The organism is Chitinibacter sp. FCG-7 (assembly GCF_040047665.1).
GTDB lineage: Bacteria > Pseudomonadota > Gammaproteobacteria > Burkholderiales > Chitinibacteraceae > Chitinibacter > Chitinibacter mangrovi.
This window is the reverse complement of sequence record NZ_CP157355.1, coordinates 350981-366143: the sequence shown is the minus strand read 5'-3', so window position 1 is coordinate 366143 and position 15163 is coordinate 350981. Positions and strand designations below refer to the sequence as shown.

12 protein-coding genes are annotated in these 15163 nt (G+C 56.6%); 6 read left to right on the top strand and 6 right to left on the bottom strand.

Annotated features, from left to right (window positions below; genetic code table 11):
• Nucleotides 1-76: 76 nt before the first annotated feature.
• From ABHF33_RS01705 to ABHF33_RS01690, 4 genes are all read right to left on the bottom strand, one after another.
• Nucleotides 77-385: a putative quinol monooxygenase gene (locus tag ABHF33_RS01705; protein ID WP_348945344.1), complete on the bottom strand. Its 309-nt coding sequence runs from the start codon at nucleotides 383-385 to the stop codon at nucleotides 77-79.
• A gap of 10 nt (nucleotides 386-395) precedes the next feature.
• Nucleotides 396-767 (bottom strand): hypothetical protein, encoded by a 372-nt coding sequence (locus tag ABHF33_RS01700; RefSeq protein WP_348945343.1) that lies wholly within the window; start codon nucleotides 765-767, stop codon nucleotides 396-398.
• A gap of 78 nt (nucleotides 768-845) precedes the next feature.
• A complete protein-coding gene (locus tag ABHF33_RS01695; protein ID WP_348945342.1) occupies nucleotides 846-1853 on the bottom strand; it encodes an ArsJ-associated glyceraldehyde-3-phosphate dehydrogenase in 1008 nt (335 codons plus the stop codon).
• Between the two features lie 11 nt (nucleotides 1854-1864).
• Nucleotides 1865-2350, bottom strand: a complete 486-nt coding sequence (locus ABHF33_RS01690) for an arsenate reductase ArsC (protein ID WP_348945341.1) — start codon at nucleotides 2348-2350, stop codon at nucleotides 1865-1867.
• Between the two features lie 94 nt (nucleotides 2351-2444).
• On the opposite strand from ABHF33_RS01690, the gene ABHF33_RS01685 reads away from it, so the two are divergent.
• The 5 genes from ABHF33_RS01685 (at nucleotide 2445) to ABHF33_RS01665 (ending at nucleotide 11533) form a co-directional block, all read left to right on the top strand.
• Nucleotides 2445-2807, top strand: coding sequence for an ArsR/SmtB family transcription factor (locus ABHF33_RS01685; RefSeq protein ID WP_348945340.1), 363 nt, complete (start codon nucleotides 2445-2447; stop codon nucleotides 2805-2807).
• The gene (gene arsB / locus ABHF33_RS01680) at nucleotides 2807-3868 is read left to right on the top strand and encodes an ACR3 family arsenite efflux transporter (RefSeq protein WP_348945339.1); all 1062 of its coding nucleotides are present in this window, start codon (nucleotides 2807-2809) and stop codon (nucleotides 3866-3868) included. Before ABHF33_RS01685 ends, arsB begins: the two co-directional genes overlap by 1 nt.
• Entirely contained in the window at nucleotides 3865-5166 is a 1302-nt protein-coding gene (locus ABHF33_RS01675; protein WP_348945338.1) for a hypothetical protein, read from the top strand. Before arsB ends, ABHF33_RS01675 begins: the two co-directional genes overlap by 4 nt.
• A complete protein-coding gene (locus tag ABHF33_RS01670) occupies nucleotides 5163-5669 on the top strand; it encodes a phosphatase domain-containing putative toxin (protein WP_348945337.1) in 507 nt (168 codons plus the stop codon). Before ABHF33_RS01675 ends, ABHF33_RS01670 begins: the two co-directional genes overlap by 4 nt.
• 167 nt (nucleotides 5670-5836) lie before the next feature.
• On the top strand, nucleotides 5837-11533 hold the full coding sequence (locus ABHF33_RS01665; RefSeq protein WP_348945336.1) for an alpha-2-macroglobulin family protein: 5697 nt from the start codon (nucleotides 5837-5839) through the stop codon (nucleotides 11531-11533).
• Nucleotides 11534-11671: 138 nt separating this feature from the next.
• On the opposite strand, the gene ABHF33_RS01660 is transcribed toward ABHF33_RS01665, so the two are convergent.
• Nucleotides 11672-11935 carry a transposase gene (locus ABHF33_RS01660; protein ID WP_348945335.1) on the bottom strand — a complete coding sequence of 88 codons (264 nt, stop codon included), beginning with the start codon at nucleotides 11933-11935 and terminating at the stop codon, nucleotides 11672-11674.
• 115 nt (nucleotides 11936-12050) lie between these two features.
• Nucleotides 12051-12656, bottom strand: coding sequence for an IS110 family transposase (locus tag ABHF33_RS01655; RefSeq protein WP_348945334.1), 606 nt, complete (start codon nucleotides 12654-12656; stop codon nucleotides 12051-12053).
• Nucleotides 12657-12976: 320 nt separating this feature from the next.
• Between ABHF33_RS01655 and pbpC the strand changes: the two genes are divergently transcribed.
• Complete coding sequence (pbpC, locus tag ABHF33_RS01650) at nucleotides 12977-15163, top strand: penicillin-binding protein 1C (protein ID WP_348945333.1); 2187 nt, start codon at nucleotides 12977-12979, stop codon at nucleotides 15161-15163.

The window sequence follows — 15163 nt, the reverse complement described above, 5'->3', positions numbered from 1 at the left end:
GGTGCATCCCCTCGGGAAATGACTGCTTTTCAGAGCTCGTAGCTCCGATTAGCGTAGCGCAATCGGAGACCTCGCGCTAAACCGCCCACGATTCGTCCACTGAATACGCGGTAAATTTTCTATCCAACAAACCACACCCACGAGCGGCGGTTCGCCATGGTTCGATGTGTGGTGCAACAAGGTGTTGTTGCAAGGCTTCGACGTTGGGCCACAGCTCGGAAAAACGAATTAAGCCTGGATCAAACAGGTCTTCAGCCACGTCATAAGCAATACAGCCGTCGTGCTGGTATGTCGCCTCAACCAAGGTTTTCAAATGTGGCCTAACTGCAGCCAGTTTTTCTGGCGGAAAACGTAAAAACCCAAATACAGCGACTGTCGCGTTCATTTGTATTTTCCTAATTGATTTCTTGAATGACTTGGCCTGACCGAGCTGCTAAAAAATACGGCAAGCCAAAGATGAGTAGTAAAAATATTGCCAGAATCAGGCTAGCTTGCACTGCGCCGAGCAATAAATAGTGAATGCTTAAAGCCTGCACCAACAGCACACCCAGCATTTTGCGGCGAATTTGCAAATACGCGCCAATTGCCGTGATCAGCATTAGCCCACACGTCAGCCAAATCTGCCCCATCGCCAAACTACCTCCTGCCATTTTGGCGTGGATCGGCCCGGCGATAGGGTAGAACATCGCACCTAAAGCCGATACGCCTAACAGTAGCCAAGCCAGCGCAGCAGAAACCAGCCAGCTCACTTTTAAAATACTCTGCACGTCTGTCGCCTAAACAATAGGTATTGCTCCGTATGCATTATTAAGAAATGCCTACAGAGCAATACCCCCTCATAGAATTTACTGATCCACCAACCCCACCAGCCGTACCAGCTCCGCCGTGCGGTTCACATAACCCCATTCATTGTCGTACCACGCGTACAGTTTCAACTGCGTGCCGTTGATCACCATCGTCGATAGCGCGTCGATGATGCTTGATCTGGCGTCGCCGCGGTAGTCGATCGACACCAGCGGGCGTTCTTCATAGCCCAGAATGTCTTTCAAATACGTTTCCGACGCGGCTTTGAGCAGGCCGTTGACTTCGTCGACCGTAGTGGCGCGTTCCAGCTCGAATACACAGTCGGTCAGCGAGGCGTTGGTCAGCGGTACGCGCACGGCGTGGCCGTTCAGGCGGCCTTTCAACTCTGGGAAAATCTCGGTGATCGCGGTGGCCGATCCGGTTGAAGTCGGGATCAAACTGGTGCCGCACGAACGCGCGCGGCGCAGGTCTTTGTGTGGCGCGTCGATGATGGTTTGCGTATTGGTCAGGTCGTGAATCGTCGTCATGCTGCCGTGGCGAATGCCGAGCTGTTCGTGGATCACTTTCACCGCCGGTGCGAGGCAGTTGGTCGTGCAGCTCGCCGCCGTGACGATGCGATGGATTGTTGGATCAAATAAATGATCGTTCACGCCGACGACGACATTGAGCACGCCCGGCTCTTTGACTGGCGCGGTCACCACAACGCGTTTGACGCCTTGATCCAGATACGCTTGCAGCAGCGCGGTGGTGCGCATTTTGCCTGAGGCTTCGATCACGACATCGCAGCCCGACCAATCGGTTTCGCCGATGGCTTTATTGCGGGTGGTTTTAATGCGAGTGCCACCAATCAGAATGTCGTCGCCCTCCGTCGTGGCTTCATGCGCCCAGCGGCCATGCACCGAATCGAAATTGAGCAAGTGCGCCAAAGTCGCCGCGTCGCCAGCGGGGTCGTTGATCTGCACAAATTCAATCTCTGGCCAGCCCCACGCTGCGCGCAGTGTTAAACGTCCCATGCGGCCAAAGCCGTTGATGCCTACTTTAATGCTCATGTGCTGTCCTTTTATGCCTGAGTCTGGGTGATGTGCTGTTTAAGGGCGAGGTGATCAAGCTTTTCAGAGGGTAGCGCCAGCAGCAGATCCAGCCGGTGGCGCAAAATCGCTAGGGTGTGATTAAAGCGCTGTTGCTGTGTTGCCGCATCGCTGCCGCTGTCGGGGTGCTCGATATTCCAGTGTGCCAGCGTCGGCATTCCCGGCCATGCGGGGCAGGTTTCGCCTGCGGCGCGATCACACAAGGTAAAGACCAGATCCATTTCCGGCGCGCCGGGCTGGGCAAATTCATCCCAGCTTTTGCTGCGCAGGCCTTGATGGGGAATGTGTGCGTGTTCCAGTGCCTGAATCGCCATCGGGTTGACCTGAGCCACAGGCTGGCTGCCAGCGCTATAGGCTTTAAAGCGGCCTTGCCCCAGGTGATTGAGCAAAGCCTCGGCCATCTGGCTGCGCGCAGCATTTTCGGTACAAATAAATAGAACGTGGTAAAGGTTTTTCATGGCGCGCTCCTGCGTGATGGGTCTGATTGAACAGCGTGGGAAAGATGGTAACTATATCAATTCAATATTTCAATAATTGTTGTATAGTTGGGATATGGAAAAAAATACAGCTACGACCATCTTTGAAACCCTATCGTCCGCCGTGCGGCTTGATGTCTATCGCCTGCTCGTGCGTCAGGGCAAAGCCGGGCTGGTCGCCGGTGAAATCGCCGCCGCGCTGGAGCTGCCAGCGACCAATCTATCGTTTCACCTCAAATCCATGGTGCATGCCAATGTGGTCACGGTCGAACAGGAGGGGCGCTATATGCGCTATCGCGCCAATCTGGCGCTGATGCTGGAGCTCATCGCCTACCTGACCGAAGAATGCTGCGAGGGCAATCCCGAGCAATGTTTGCCGATGATGGCATCGCCGTGCGCGCCTGAATCATTATGCTGCCCCAAGCCGGAACAAACCTGATGAACCGCCCAGCCTGCGCCGACGTATCGACGTCGCATAAAATGAGTTTTCTGGATCGCAATCTGACATGGTGGATTTTCCTCGCCATGGCGCTGGGCGTCGGGATCGGCGTGCTGTTTCCGCAAGTGGCGCAGTTCAATGAGGCAATGTCGGTCGGCACGACCAATATTCCGCTGGCCATTGGCCTGATTCTGATGATGTACCCGCCGCTGGCGAAGGTGAATTACAGCCTGCTCGGCGAAGTCACTCGCGATAAACGCGCGATTACGCTCTCGCTCATCATGAACTGGATTGTCGGCCCGATGCTGATGTTTGTGCTGGCGATGATCTTTTTGCGCGATCAGCCAGGCTATATGGTCGGGCTGATTCTGATCGGGCTGGCGCGCTGCATCGCCATGGTGCTGGTCTGGAATGATCTGGGCGGCGGCAGCAAGGAATACGGCGCGGCGCTGGTGGCGATCAATAGCGTGTTTCAGATTATCACTTACAGCGTAATGGCCTGGCTGTTTATCAGCGTGCTGCCGCCGCTGTTTGGCCTGCAGGGCTTTGCGCTCCACATCACGATTTGGGATATTGCCCAAAGTGTGTTGATTTATCTGGGCATACCGTTTCTGGCGGGATTTTTAAGCCGCAAGTGGCTGGTCGCTGCCAAGGGCGAGGCTTGGTACAACACGGTGTTTATCCCGCGTATTTCGCCGATCACACTGATTGCCTTGCTCGCGACCATTGTGCTGATGTTCAGCCTCAAAGGCGAAATGATTGTCGAGCTACCGATGGACGTGCTGCGCATTGCGATTCCGCTAGTGATCTACTTTCTACTGATGTTCTTTGCGAGCTTCTGGATCGGCAAAAAAATGGGCTTGCCGTATGCGCAAAACGCGTCGATTGCATTTACTTCCAGCGGCAATAATTTCGAGCTGGCGATTGCGGTGTCGATTGCTGTTTTTGGTTTGAATTCAGATCAGGCTTTTGCCGGTGTGATTGGCCCACTGGTTGAAGTGCCGGTCTTGATCGCGCTGGTCAATGTGGCGCTCAGAATGAAACGGAAATACGCCGTATGACCACTGCTGAAAAACTGATCGAGCCTTGTCGCGCAGAGTGGCTGAACAAGCAATGCGCTTGCCAATTTTTAGATCCAGCTTTGCTCAAGGCCGAGCTGGAAGCGAGCCCGGATCTGATCGGGCTGGCTGACGAGATCGCGCACAGCCGACCGCATTTGTTTTCGGCGACCATGGTGTTTATCACGCCAGCGCAGCGCGATCAGATGCAGGCCATTATTCGCGCGGTCAGCGATCTGGCGGCCATGCCTGTTTGGCAAAATCAGGTTTTGGCGAATGCCCCAGCGGCGGCACAAATCGACTTTGGTCAAGATGGTGTGTTTTTTGGTTATGACTTTCATCTGGGTGAAAACGGGCCGCAACTGATTGAAATTAACACCAATGCGGGCGGCGCAATGCTGAATTTAGCACTGGCTCGCGCGCAAACGGCGTGCTGCAAAGCCTGCCCACCGCTGACTGCAGCGCCCAAAACGCTGGATGAACTGGAAAATACATGGCTGGCGATGTTCGAGCAGGAATGGTGTGCGCAACGCGGTACAGCGCGCCCGCGCAGCATTGCGATTATTGATGAAGCGCCGAAACAGCAATACCTTTATCCCGAATTTCTGCTGTTTCAGCGCCTGTTTGAAGCGGCGGGCATCCACTGCCAGGTTGCCGATCCAAGCGAGTTGCGCTGGCACGATGGGCAATTGTGGCTGGGCGATGAAGCGATTGACATGGTCTACAACCGCCTGACCGATTTCTATTTCGAGCAAGCCAATACCCAAGCCTTGTGGCTGGCTTTTGCCGCTGGTGATGTCGTTGTCACGCCCACGCCGCGCGCGCATGCGCTGTACGCTGATAAGCGCCACCTTGCTGCGCTGAGCTCGCCGGAGCACTTGGCGAGCTATCAGTTAGCAGATTCGATCATCGCCACCCTGCAGGCTGGCATTCCACGCACCTTTCAAGTTACCGCAGCCAATGCGGATGAACTTTGGTCGCAGCGGCGACAGCTTTTTTTCAAACCCGCCAGCGGCTACGGCAGCAAAGCCACGTATCGCGGCGACAAACTGACCAAGCGGGTGTGGGGCGAAATTCTGGCGGCTAACTACGTCGCGCAAACCATCGCGCCGCCGAGCGAGCGCTATGTTGCCATTGAAGACAACCGGACCGCCGATTTGAAATTCGATATTCGCGCCTATGTCTATCGCGGCGAAATCCAGCTCTTTGCTGCGCGCCTGTACAGCGGACAAACGACCAATTTCAGAACGCAAGGCGGCGGTTTTGCGCCTGTTTACATCACCGAAGGAGCATCATTTTGACCCATCCATACGACATCATGCCTTTGCCTGAAGGCGGCGGCCTGATTTTTACCCCTTGCCCCGGCACCAAAGACGTAGATTTGCGCAGCGCCTTGCAGGATTTGCACGCAGCAGGCGCTTCGGCGGTGATTACGTTGATGCCAAGCCATGAGCTGCAGGAAAACAGTGCCACCGATTTGCCCGCAGTCTGCGCCGAGCTCGGTATGGCATGGTTTCATTTTCCGGTTGAGGACGACGCGGCACCAAGCGACGAATTTGCCAGCCAGTGGGCATTGCACAGTGCCGACATCCTGCAAATGCTCGCTGAGGGCAAAACCATTGCCGTGCATTGCAAAGGCGGCTCGGGTCGTACTGGGCTGATGATTGCCAATATCCTGTTGGCGCGGCAGGTGCCGCTGGACGAGGCCACGGTGCGGGTGCAAGCCATTCGCCCCAAATCATTACGCATTCCCGCGCATCTTGCGCATTTGCAAGCCTTTGCCGAAGATGGCTGGGCTGTTTAAAGTCTTTATGCTTCATTGTCCGGGCAGCGCGTGAGCCTGCGGCGCATTTATCGTGACTGTGCGGTAAATGTCTCGTCTAAAGCTTTCTGATTCAATACAATTAAAATCAAATTTTTGAAAGTTAATTGGGCAAGGGCATTTGACTTGTCTGAATGGGAGCAAGATCAATGTCCGGATCACTCAATGCCTTCTGGGCGGCCTGCCTGCTGCTGACTGCCGCTCATACCACCACCCAGGCCGCTACGGTCACTACCTTTAGCCCGCAGGGTGAAATCAAGCAGCTGACGCAAGTGCGGGTCAGCTTTGATGCGCCGGTGGTCGCGCTGGGCAATAGCGCCGCGCCTGCGCCACTGAGCTTTAATTGCGCGCTGCAAGGCAAGAGCCACTGGGTGAACGACAGAACCTGGGTGCTTGATGTGCAGCAAAGCCCGCCCGCCAATACCGATTGCCGCTTTACGCCCAAGGCAGGCTGGAAAGACCTGCAAGGCAATAGCTTGCCTGCCAACTTGAGCTACCGTTTCTATACCGGCCTGCCGATCGTCACGCAGCACTGGCCTGCCGAGGGGCAGATCGAGGAAGACCAGAGCTTTGTGCTGCAAAGCAATGGCCCAGCGCCAGCTTTGGCGTCGCTGTATTGCCAATCGAGTAGTTCCCCTGAACGTATACCCGTAGAGGCCTTATCCAGCAAGGAGCGCAGCGATATACTCCGCCATCTGGGGCTGGAGAAACGCGAGGCCAGCATCGCCACCGTGCGTTGCGCCCAGCGCCTGGCGCCCGATAGCAAGCTGACGCTGGTGCATGTGCGCGGCAAAAGCACGCCGGATCGCTTCGACTTTAGCGTGCGCCCGCCGTTTCGCGCCACGCTAAGCTGCCAGCGCGAAAACGCCAAGGGTGCGTGCATTCCGTTCAAGCCGATCACGCTGAGCTTTAGCTCGCCCGTTCCGGCCAAACTGGCGCAGGCGATTCGCTTGCAGGGTGAGGGCGGTGAGCGCTCGCCCAAGGCGGATCAATACAATAAAGGCGAGCCGGTTGAAGAAATCAGCTTTGCGCCGCCTTTTGCGCCGCTGGCCGAATTCAAGCTGGTTTTGCCGTCTGATTTTGCCGATGAAGTGGGCCGCGAGCTGGTGAACGCGGATCGTTTTCCGCTGACGGTGAAAACATCGGATTACCCGCCGCTGGCCAAATTTGCCGCCGCGCCGTTTGGTATTATCGAGTCGGGCAGCGATGCGGCTTTGCCGATTACGCTGCGCGGTGTCGAGCGCGATTTGAAAATCCAGTCGGTGCAACTGAGCGGCCAATCGCTGCGCGTGGGCGATGACGCCAGCATGATGCGCTGGCTGGCCAAAGTGATCAAATACGATGAATCTGACATCACCATCGGCAAAAAAGACGTTCAATCCCGTCGCCTGTCCATTCTGAAAAAAGAGGCCGCCGCACAGCCAATCAAATTGCCGGGGCAGGCCAATGGCCAGTGGCCGTTTGAAGTGGTCGGTGTGCCGCTGCCCAAGCCGGGCTTTTACGTGCTGGAAGTATCGTCGCAATTGCTGGGCAAGGCGCTGCTGGGCGAGAACAAGCCGATGTATGTGCGCTCCGCCGCGCTGGTCACCAATATGGCCGTGCATTTAAAGCAGTCGAGTGAAAATACGGCAGTCTGGGTCACCACGCTGGACAAGGCGCGGCCCGTGCCCAATGCGGCGATTCATGTTTACGATTGCAGCGGCCGGCCGCTGTGGTCGGGGCAGGCCAATGCGCAGGGCATGGTGCTGATCAATCAGGCGTTCAACGCCGGTGAATGCCATGGCAGCGATCAGCTCGACGGCCTGTTTGTCACCGCCCGCGCCAAAGACGCCAACGGCAATGACGATGTGTCCTTCGTTCGCTCGGGCTGGAATCGCGGTATTGAATCTTGGCGCTTTCCATACCCGACTTATTACGATGAAACTTCAAATATTACGGCGCACAGCGTGATGGATCGCACTTTGCTGCGCGCCGGTGAAACTGTGTCGATGAAGCATTTCCTGCGGCGCAAAGGCAGCAAAGGTTTGGCTTTGCTCAAAGGCGGGCAATTGCCGCAGCAAGTGCGGATTGTGCACGATGGCAGCGGCGACGAAATCAATATCCCGCTAAGCTGGCGCAAAGATCGCTACGCCGAATCAAGCTTTGCCATCCCCAAGCAGGCCAAGCTGGGTAGCTACTCGCTGTATCTGGAGCGCAAGGGCAGCCGCAGCAAGGCCGATAGCGGCAACAAAGCCAGCCCGGAGCTCGATGGCTATTCACTGCAAAGCGGCAGTTTCCGCGTTGAAGCATTCCGCCTGCCGGTGATGACTGGGGGTATTGCTTCGCAAAAAGGAGCAGGTATAGCTGCCAAAGAAATACCCCTGAATGTATCGCTGGCTTGGGGCAATGGCGGCCCAGCCAAAGCCTGGCCTGTCCAAGTGAGCGCGATGCTGGCCGAGAGCTACGAGCGGCCAAAAAATTACGAGCAACATTCCTTTACGCCACCGAGCGTGCCGGAAGATAAAAAAACACCTTCAAATCAGTCTCTTGATGGCAAAGTGGTGCTCGATAAAGCGGCGCTCGTCCTCGACGCCAACGGCAATGGCAAAACCAAAGTGGCCAATCTGCCCGCAATAGATCGGCGCTACGATTTGGTCAGCGAAATGGCGTTTAGCGACCCGAACGGCGAAGTGCAAACGATTACGCGCCGGATTGCGCTGTGGCCTGCCGCACTGCAAGTCGGCCTGAATGTCGAGAGCTGGATCAGCACTGGCAAAGCCTTGCAGCTTAAAGCCGTGGTGCTCGATACCAATGGCAAACCCGTCAAGGGCAAGGACGTGACAGTCAGCCTGCGCGAGCGCAAATATCTGAGCGCCCGCAAACGCTTGGTCGGTGGTTTTTACGCGTGGGATAACAGCGAAGAGATCGCCGACAAAGGCGAAGTGTGCAGCGAAACCAGCGACGCGCAAGGCATGGTGTTCTGCGAAATCAGCTTTAAAGACGCGGGCAATATGGAGCTGATTGCGCAAGTGAAAGACGAGCAGGGCAATATCGTGCGCAGCGCGCAGGATGTGTGGGTGAGCCAGCACGACGAGCTGTGGTTTGATGCGGATAATAACGACCGCATTGATGTGATCCCCGAAAAGCCGAGCTATGCGCCCGGCGAAATGGCCAAATTCCAGGTGCGGATGCCTTTCCGTAAAGCCACCGCGTGGATCGGCATTGAGCGCGAAGGCATTCTGGAAACGCGTGTCGTCGAGCTGGATGGTAAAAACGCCAGCTTTGAGCTAAAAATCGCCGACAATTGGACGCCAAATGTCTACGTGTCGGTGCTCGCCGTGCGTGGCCGCGTGCACGATGTGCCTTGGTATTCCTTCTTTACTTGGGGCTGGAAAACGCCGGGCGAATGGTGGAGCGCCTACTGGAACGAGGGCAAAGATTACGTCGCGCCAACCGCGATGGTTGATTTATCGCGCCCAGCCTTTAAATACGGCGTGGCCGAAATTCAGGTTGGCGATGCGGCCAAACGGCTGCAGATCGAAGTAACGCCTGCGCGGGCGACGTATGGGATTCGTGAAACTGCTGATGTCACGATCAAGGTGAAATTGCCCAACGGCAAACCCGCACCTGCAGGTACCGAGGTGGTGTTTACCGCTGTAGACGAGGCGCTACTTGAGCTACAGCCCAATACCTCGTGGCAAATTTTGCAAGCCATGTATCAGCGCCATAGTTTTGGCGTAGAAATGGCGACTGCGCAGCTCGAAGTCGTTGGTAAGCGCCATTACGGTCGCAAAGCCTTGCCACCGGGCGGCGGCGGCGGTAAAGCACCGACACGCGAGTTGCTCGATACCTTGCTCACATGGCAACCCGCCGTGGTGCTCGACGCCAACGGCACGGCCAAAGTTAAAGTGCCAATTAACGATGCGCTGACCAAGTTCCGCCTCGTTGCGGTGGCCGACGTGGGTAACGATCAATTCGGCACCGGCGAGGGCAGCTTTATCGTGCGACAAGATCTGCAGCTGACTTCCGGTATTCCGCCAGTGGTGCGCGAGGGCGATCAGCTCGCGGCGGGCATTACGCTGCGCAATGGTAGCGAGCGCAAAATGGTGGTGAAAGTCAGCGCCAGCGCCTCGGGCATTGCGGGTCTGAACCCACAGCAAATCGAGCTACCCGCCGGTGAAGCGCGCTTTATCAACTGGCCGGTCACGATTCCGAACAACCTCAAGCAACTCGATTGGGTGTTTGCGGTGCAAGAGGTGAATGGAAAAGCGGCCGACAAACTTGCGGCTACGCAGCAAGTTGAACCCGCCGTGCCCGTCACCGTCGAGCAGGCCACACTACAACGCGTGAGCGGTGGCGAGCTGCAAATTCCAGTAGCGCTGCCACCGAATGCTTTGGCTGGCCGTGGCGGGATTCGCGTCGCACTGCAGAATAAGCTAGGCAACGAGCTGCCGGGCGTGCGCCGCTGGTTTAGCGAATACCCCTACTCGTGCCTGGAGCAGCGCACTTCGGTGACGCTGGGCTTGGGTGATAAAGCGCGCTGGCAAAAGCTGATGGCCGAGCTGCCGCTGTATCTGGATAACGATGGCTTAGCATGGTATTGGCCGCTGAGCGAATCTGGGTCTGGCCAAGGTAGTGATACCCTGACTACCTATCTATTGGCCGTCGCGCATGAAAGCGGCGAAGCCATCCCCGATGCGCCACGCCAGCGCATGCTGAACGCCTTGGTGGCCTTTGTTGAAGGTCGCCTGAAACGTGATTTGGCCTACAACCGCCAAGACGCCGATGTACGCCGTTTGGCCGCGATGGAAGTGCTGGCGCGCTACGGCATGTTCAAGCCGACCATGCTCGATGTGGTCGAGCTGAACCCGCAGAAAATGGGCACGGCGATGCTGGTCGATTGGCTATCGTTGCTCAATCGCGCCAAAGGTATTGCGAATCAAGCCGCGAAAGTTACCGAGGCCAGCAATCTGCTGCGCGCGCGCCTGACTTACCAAGGTACGCGCATGGTGTTTAGCACCGAGCGCGACGATGTGGCGTGGTGGTTGATGGGCAGCCCCGATGTCAACGCCGCCAAGCTGATTTTGGCGACGCGCAATCTACCGGATTGGCAGGCCGACATGCCGCGCGTGCTGACTGGTTTGCTGGCACGCCAGAGCAAAGGGCATTGGCAGACGACCACCGCCAACTTATGGGGAACATTGGCGGTCGGTGCGTTCTCGCGGCAGTTTGAAAGCACACCCGTGGTGGGCGCAACGAGCGCTACGCTGGGTGCTGCAGCGTTGAATTTGAGCTGGCCGAAAGAAGGCGTGCAGCAGTTGGGTACGCTAGCTTGGCCAAGCACAGGTAAGGGTGCGCTGAGTATCAAGCACACCGGCAGTGGCGAGCCGTGGGCGACGGTGCAAGCCGAAGCCGCGATTGTGCTCAAAGCACCGCGCTACGCCGGTTACAGCATTAAGAAAACCATCACTCCGGTCAGCCAAAAAGTGGCGGGTCAGTATCAGCCGGGCGATGTGGTGAAAGTGGTGCTTGATATCACCGCGCAAGCTGATATGACTTGGGTGGTAGTGAACGACCCGATTCCAGCCGGTGCAACTATACAAGGCAGCGGCCTTGGGCGTGATTCGGCGATTGACAGCAAGGACACGAACGGTGGCGACTATGCGGACTACGTCGAGCGCACCTTCAGCAGCTACCGCGCTTTCTACGGTTATGTGCCGCGTGGCAATTTGAAAGTGGAATACACAATGCGGCTCAATAACGTCGGCACCTTCCAAATGCCACCAACGCGAGTTGAAGCCATGTACGCGCCGGATGTGTTTGGCATGTTGCCGAATGCGGCGGTGAAGGTGGTGGCTGCGAAGTAATCTAAGGCACCCACTCGCGTCGTGTTGGTGGGTCTACCTCTGTGATACAGCAGCATTAAGAGGCAGTGCCATTTACTTAAGGATTTTGACTTTAGCTTCCCCCTTTGTAAAAGGGAGATTGAGATACCGTCTTGCCCGTCAAGTATTTTGGTATTCAGCCTGATACCTTTTTTGCGTTTTCAATACACCAAAGCACAGATGCACAAGTTTACGCATACAAGCTCCGAGAGCCGACATTTTGCTCTTGCCTTTGGCAAGCAAACGCTCAAATAGAGCTTTGATATGAGGATTGTGCTTGGTAGCTACAATGGCCGCCATGTACAGCACCGCGCGCACTTTGGCGGGACCTGCTTTCGAGAGCTTGGCGCGCCCCAAGATCGACGAGCCCGATTGTCGCTCCACGGGCACCAAACCCAAATACGCCGAGAGTTGCTCGTACCGTGTTGAATTGATGCGTGTGCATCACCGCCAGTATTTGTGTGCCGCTTTGCGGGCCAATGGCGGGGATGGTTTGCAGTCAATCGAGATCGTTTTTCAATCCCGGATGGCGGTCGATGTGATCGTCAATCTGGCTTTGCAGCTTTTTAAGTTGAGCGTTTAAAAAGGTAATACTGTCGTTAATCGACTGATGAATCAGCTCGGGTGTGACGGTCGATTCGGCTTTTTCTTGGCGATTTTGTTCGCGCAATAAGTCTTGCAGAATCGCTTCGCGCCGGGCAAGAAACCCTTTGAGAATGCGGGCTTCAGGCGGTGGTGGCGTCCATGCTGCCGGTTTGATCATCGCGCAATAACGGGCGAGAACTTGGCTATCAACGCCAGCGGTTTTGGTACGAACTGCGAGGCCTTGGCCGAAATGCTTTATTTGTGCCGGATTGGCAATCGAGACGCAAACACCAGCATCATGTAGCTGCGTGGCGGCCAGTTCGTGATACACGCCAGTGGCCTCCAGTGTAACGTGCAGTTGGTCGTGCGGAATGTGATTTTTAGTGAGCCAAATGAGTAGATCGGCGAGGCCTTTAGTCGTATTGGTCACGACCTTGGCTTTGCCTTTGAGCGGTTCAAGCTGGGTCAGCAAGTAACAATCGAGTTTGGCTTTAGCGACATCAATCCCGAGATAAAACATGAAAATTCGTCCTGTAAGAATGCCTAAATTCGCCCACTTGCCTTGTGCATACAGGGTCAAAGCCCTTGGCTACCGTTCAGTGTCAGATTTGGCGAAAGAAGTGAGACGAAGGGCATTATCTCAATCACAAGGTTGATGCCTTTAGGGGGATTCCAAGCTCACTTCGTCTCATGTGGTTGGTAGCTAGCCACCACAGGAATTAAGATACAAGGGGGATTTGACGATATTTCAAGCGTCAAAGAAGCTCAAGCAGTGTCAAATCCCCCCTAGCCCCCCTTCGTCGAAGGGGGGATAAAGCAAATCGGCTCTCAGGATTTTGCATGAAGTGTTTTGTTTGCGCGCTCGGCGCAGTTTTGCTCTCGTCGGCCAGTTGGGCTAACCCCAGTTTTAAAGAAGTCAAAGCCGCATGGCGCTCGTCTGATGTGCTCTTGCTCGATCGCCAAGGCGCGCCATTGCAGCGGATTCGTGTCGATATGAAAACGCGCAAGCTCGATTGGGTGGCGTTGCCAGATATCTCGCCAGCAATGCGCCATGCGCTGCTGATTTCGGAAGACAAACGCTTTTACCAGCATAGCGGCGTCGATTGGTCGGGCGTCGCCGCAGCCGCGTGGGGCAATGTGTGGAATAGCAAAACGCGCGGCGCTTCAACGATTACGATGCAGCTCGCGGGCCTGCTCGATGAAGACTTAAAGGCGCGTAATCAGGGGCGTAGCGTGTGGCAAAAAGTCGGCCAATCGTGGTCGGCGACGTGGCTGGAGCGCGAGTGGAGCAAGGCCGAAATCCTTGAGGCCTATTTAAATAAAGTCAGCTTTCGCGGCGAGATCGTTGGCCTCTCTGCGTTATCGCACACGCTATTTGGCAAAACGCCAGCGGGGCTCAATCTCACCGAGGCGGCGATTGCCACCGCGCTAATACGCGGGCCTAACGCCAGCGTGGATCGCGTCGCCAGCCGCGCGTGCAAAATTGTGCAAGATTTGGGTCGGCAGGTGGCGTGTTCGAGTATCAAGGTCGATACCGAAATCGCCATCTCGCGTAGCAAAGCGCCCAACCCTTTGGCCGAAAATAATGCGCCGCATTTTGCGCGTAAGCTGATCGCGCAGCAGAAAATCAGCCCGGGCAGCACAGTAAAAACCACGCTGTCGCTGCCGCTGCAGCAATACGCCAGCACGGTGCTCAAGCGCCATCTGGCCGCGCTGGCCAAACGCAATGTGCAAGACGGCGCACTGATCGTGCTCGATAACCGCAGCGGCGATATTCTGGCCTGGGTCGGCTCGGCGGGGGCAGCCACATCCAACGCGTATGACGTCGATGGCGTCACCGCGCTGCGTCAGGCGGGCTCCACCTTAAAACCATTCCTGTACCAACTGGCATTTGAAAAAAAATACCTCACCGCAGCATCCCTGCTCGACGATAGCCCGCTGGCTTTGCAAACCGGCGGCGGGCTGTACGCGCCGCAAAATTACACCAAAGATTTTAAAGGCTTTGTGTCGGTGCGCACCGCGCTGGGCGCTTCGCTCAATGTGCCCGCCGTGCGCGCGATTGAAATGGTCAGCCCCAATGCGCTGCGTGATCGGCTGTATGCGCTGGGGATGAAAAGCTTGGAGCAGGATGGCGATTACTACGGCGCGAGTCTGGCGCTGGGCGCCGCCGATGTGCGGCTGATCGAGCTCACGAATGCCTATCGCACGCTGGCGAATGCTGGCAACTGGTCTGCGCCGCGCTGGACGGTGGCCGATGCGGCCGCGAAGCCGACTGCAAAATTGGATCCGGCCAGCAGCTTTATCGTGGCGGATATCTTGTCAGACCGCACCGCGCGCTCGCGCACCTTCGGGCTGGAAAGCGCGCTATCGACCCGCTACTGGAGCGCCGTGAAAACCGGCACCAGCAAAGACATGCGCGACAACTGGACGGTGGGTTTTTCGCGCCACTTTACCGTCGGGGTCTGGGTTGGCAACGCCAGCGGCGAGCCGATGTGGGATGTGTCGGGCATGCATGGCGCTGCGCCAGTGTGGCAAGCGGTGCTCGATTTTGCCCAGCAATCCGCGCCAGCCTCACGCACGCCGACACCACCGAAAGGCGTTACCAGCCGCCAAGTGCGCTACCAAGATGACGTATCCCAAAACCCGACCGAAGCGACTCGCAAAGAATGGTTTCTGGCTGGCACCGAGCGAGAAGTGATCGTCGCCGAAACGCAACCCGAACGAAACCAAGCACCCGGCATCATTGCACCGCTGGATGGCAGCATCTTCGCGCTCGACCCCGATATGCCGCCCAATAACCAGCGATTAGTCTTCCGCGCCCGAGGCGTCGCGAATGCGCAATGGTGGCTAGACGGCAAACAAATCGGCCGCGGCTTGCAGACCAAATGGTTCCCATGGCCGGGCCGACACCAGCTCGAATTGCGCGACGCGCAGGGGAAAATAGTCGAGAAAGTGAGGTTTGAAGTGCGTGGGGCGGTGCTTGCTAATCAATTTTCAGCACCAGTTAAGGCAGTTAAAAATAAATAG

Bases quoted from the DNA above. Each gene is read 5' to 3' on its own strand.
- ABHF33_RS01675 (WP_348945338.1), top strand. From the start codon at position 3,865: ATGACCACTGCTGAAAAACTGATCGAGCCTTGTCGCGCAGAGTGGCTG.
- ABHF33_RS01665 (WP_348945336.1), top strand. From the start codon at position 5,837: ATGTCCGGATCACTCAATGCCTTCTGGGCGGCCTGCCTGCTGCTGACT.
- ABHF33_RS01695 (WP_348945342.1), bottom strand. From the start codon at position 1,853: ATGAGCATTAAAGTAGGCATCAACGGCTTTGGCCGCATGGGACGTTTA.
- ABHF33_RS01655 (WP_348945334.1), bottom strand. From the start codon at position 12,656: ATGTTTTATCTCGGGATTGATGTCGCTAAAGCCAAACTCGATTGTTAC.
- ABHF33_RS01685 (WP_348945340.1), top strand. From the start codon at position 2,445: ATGGAAAAAAATACAGCTACGACCATCTTTGAAACCCTATCGTCCGCC.
- arsB (WP_348945339.1), top strand. From the start codon at position 2,807: ATGAACCGCCCAGCCTGCGCCGACGTATCGACGTCGCATAAAATGAGT.
- ABHF33_RS01690 (WP_348945341.1), bottom strand. From the start codon at position 2,350: ATGAAAAACCTTTACCACGTTCTATTTATTTGTACCGAAAATGCTGCG.
- ABHF33_RS01705 (WP_348945344.1), bottom strand. From the start codon at position 385: ATGAACGCGACAGTCGCTGTATTTGGGTTTTTACGTTTTCCGCCAGAA.
- pbpC (WP_348945333.1), top strand. From the start codon at position 12,977: ATGAAGTGTTTTGTTTGCGCGCTCGGCGCAGTTTTGCTCTCGTCGGCC.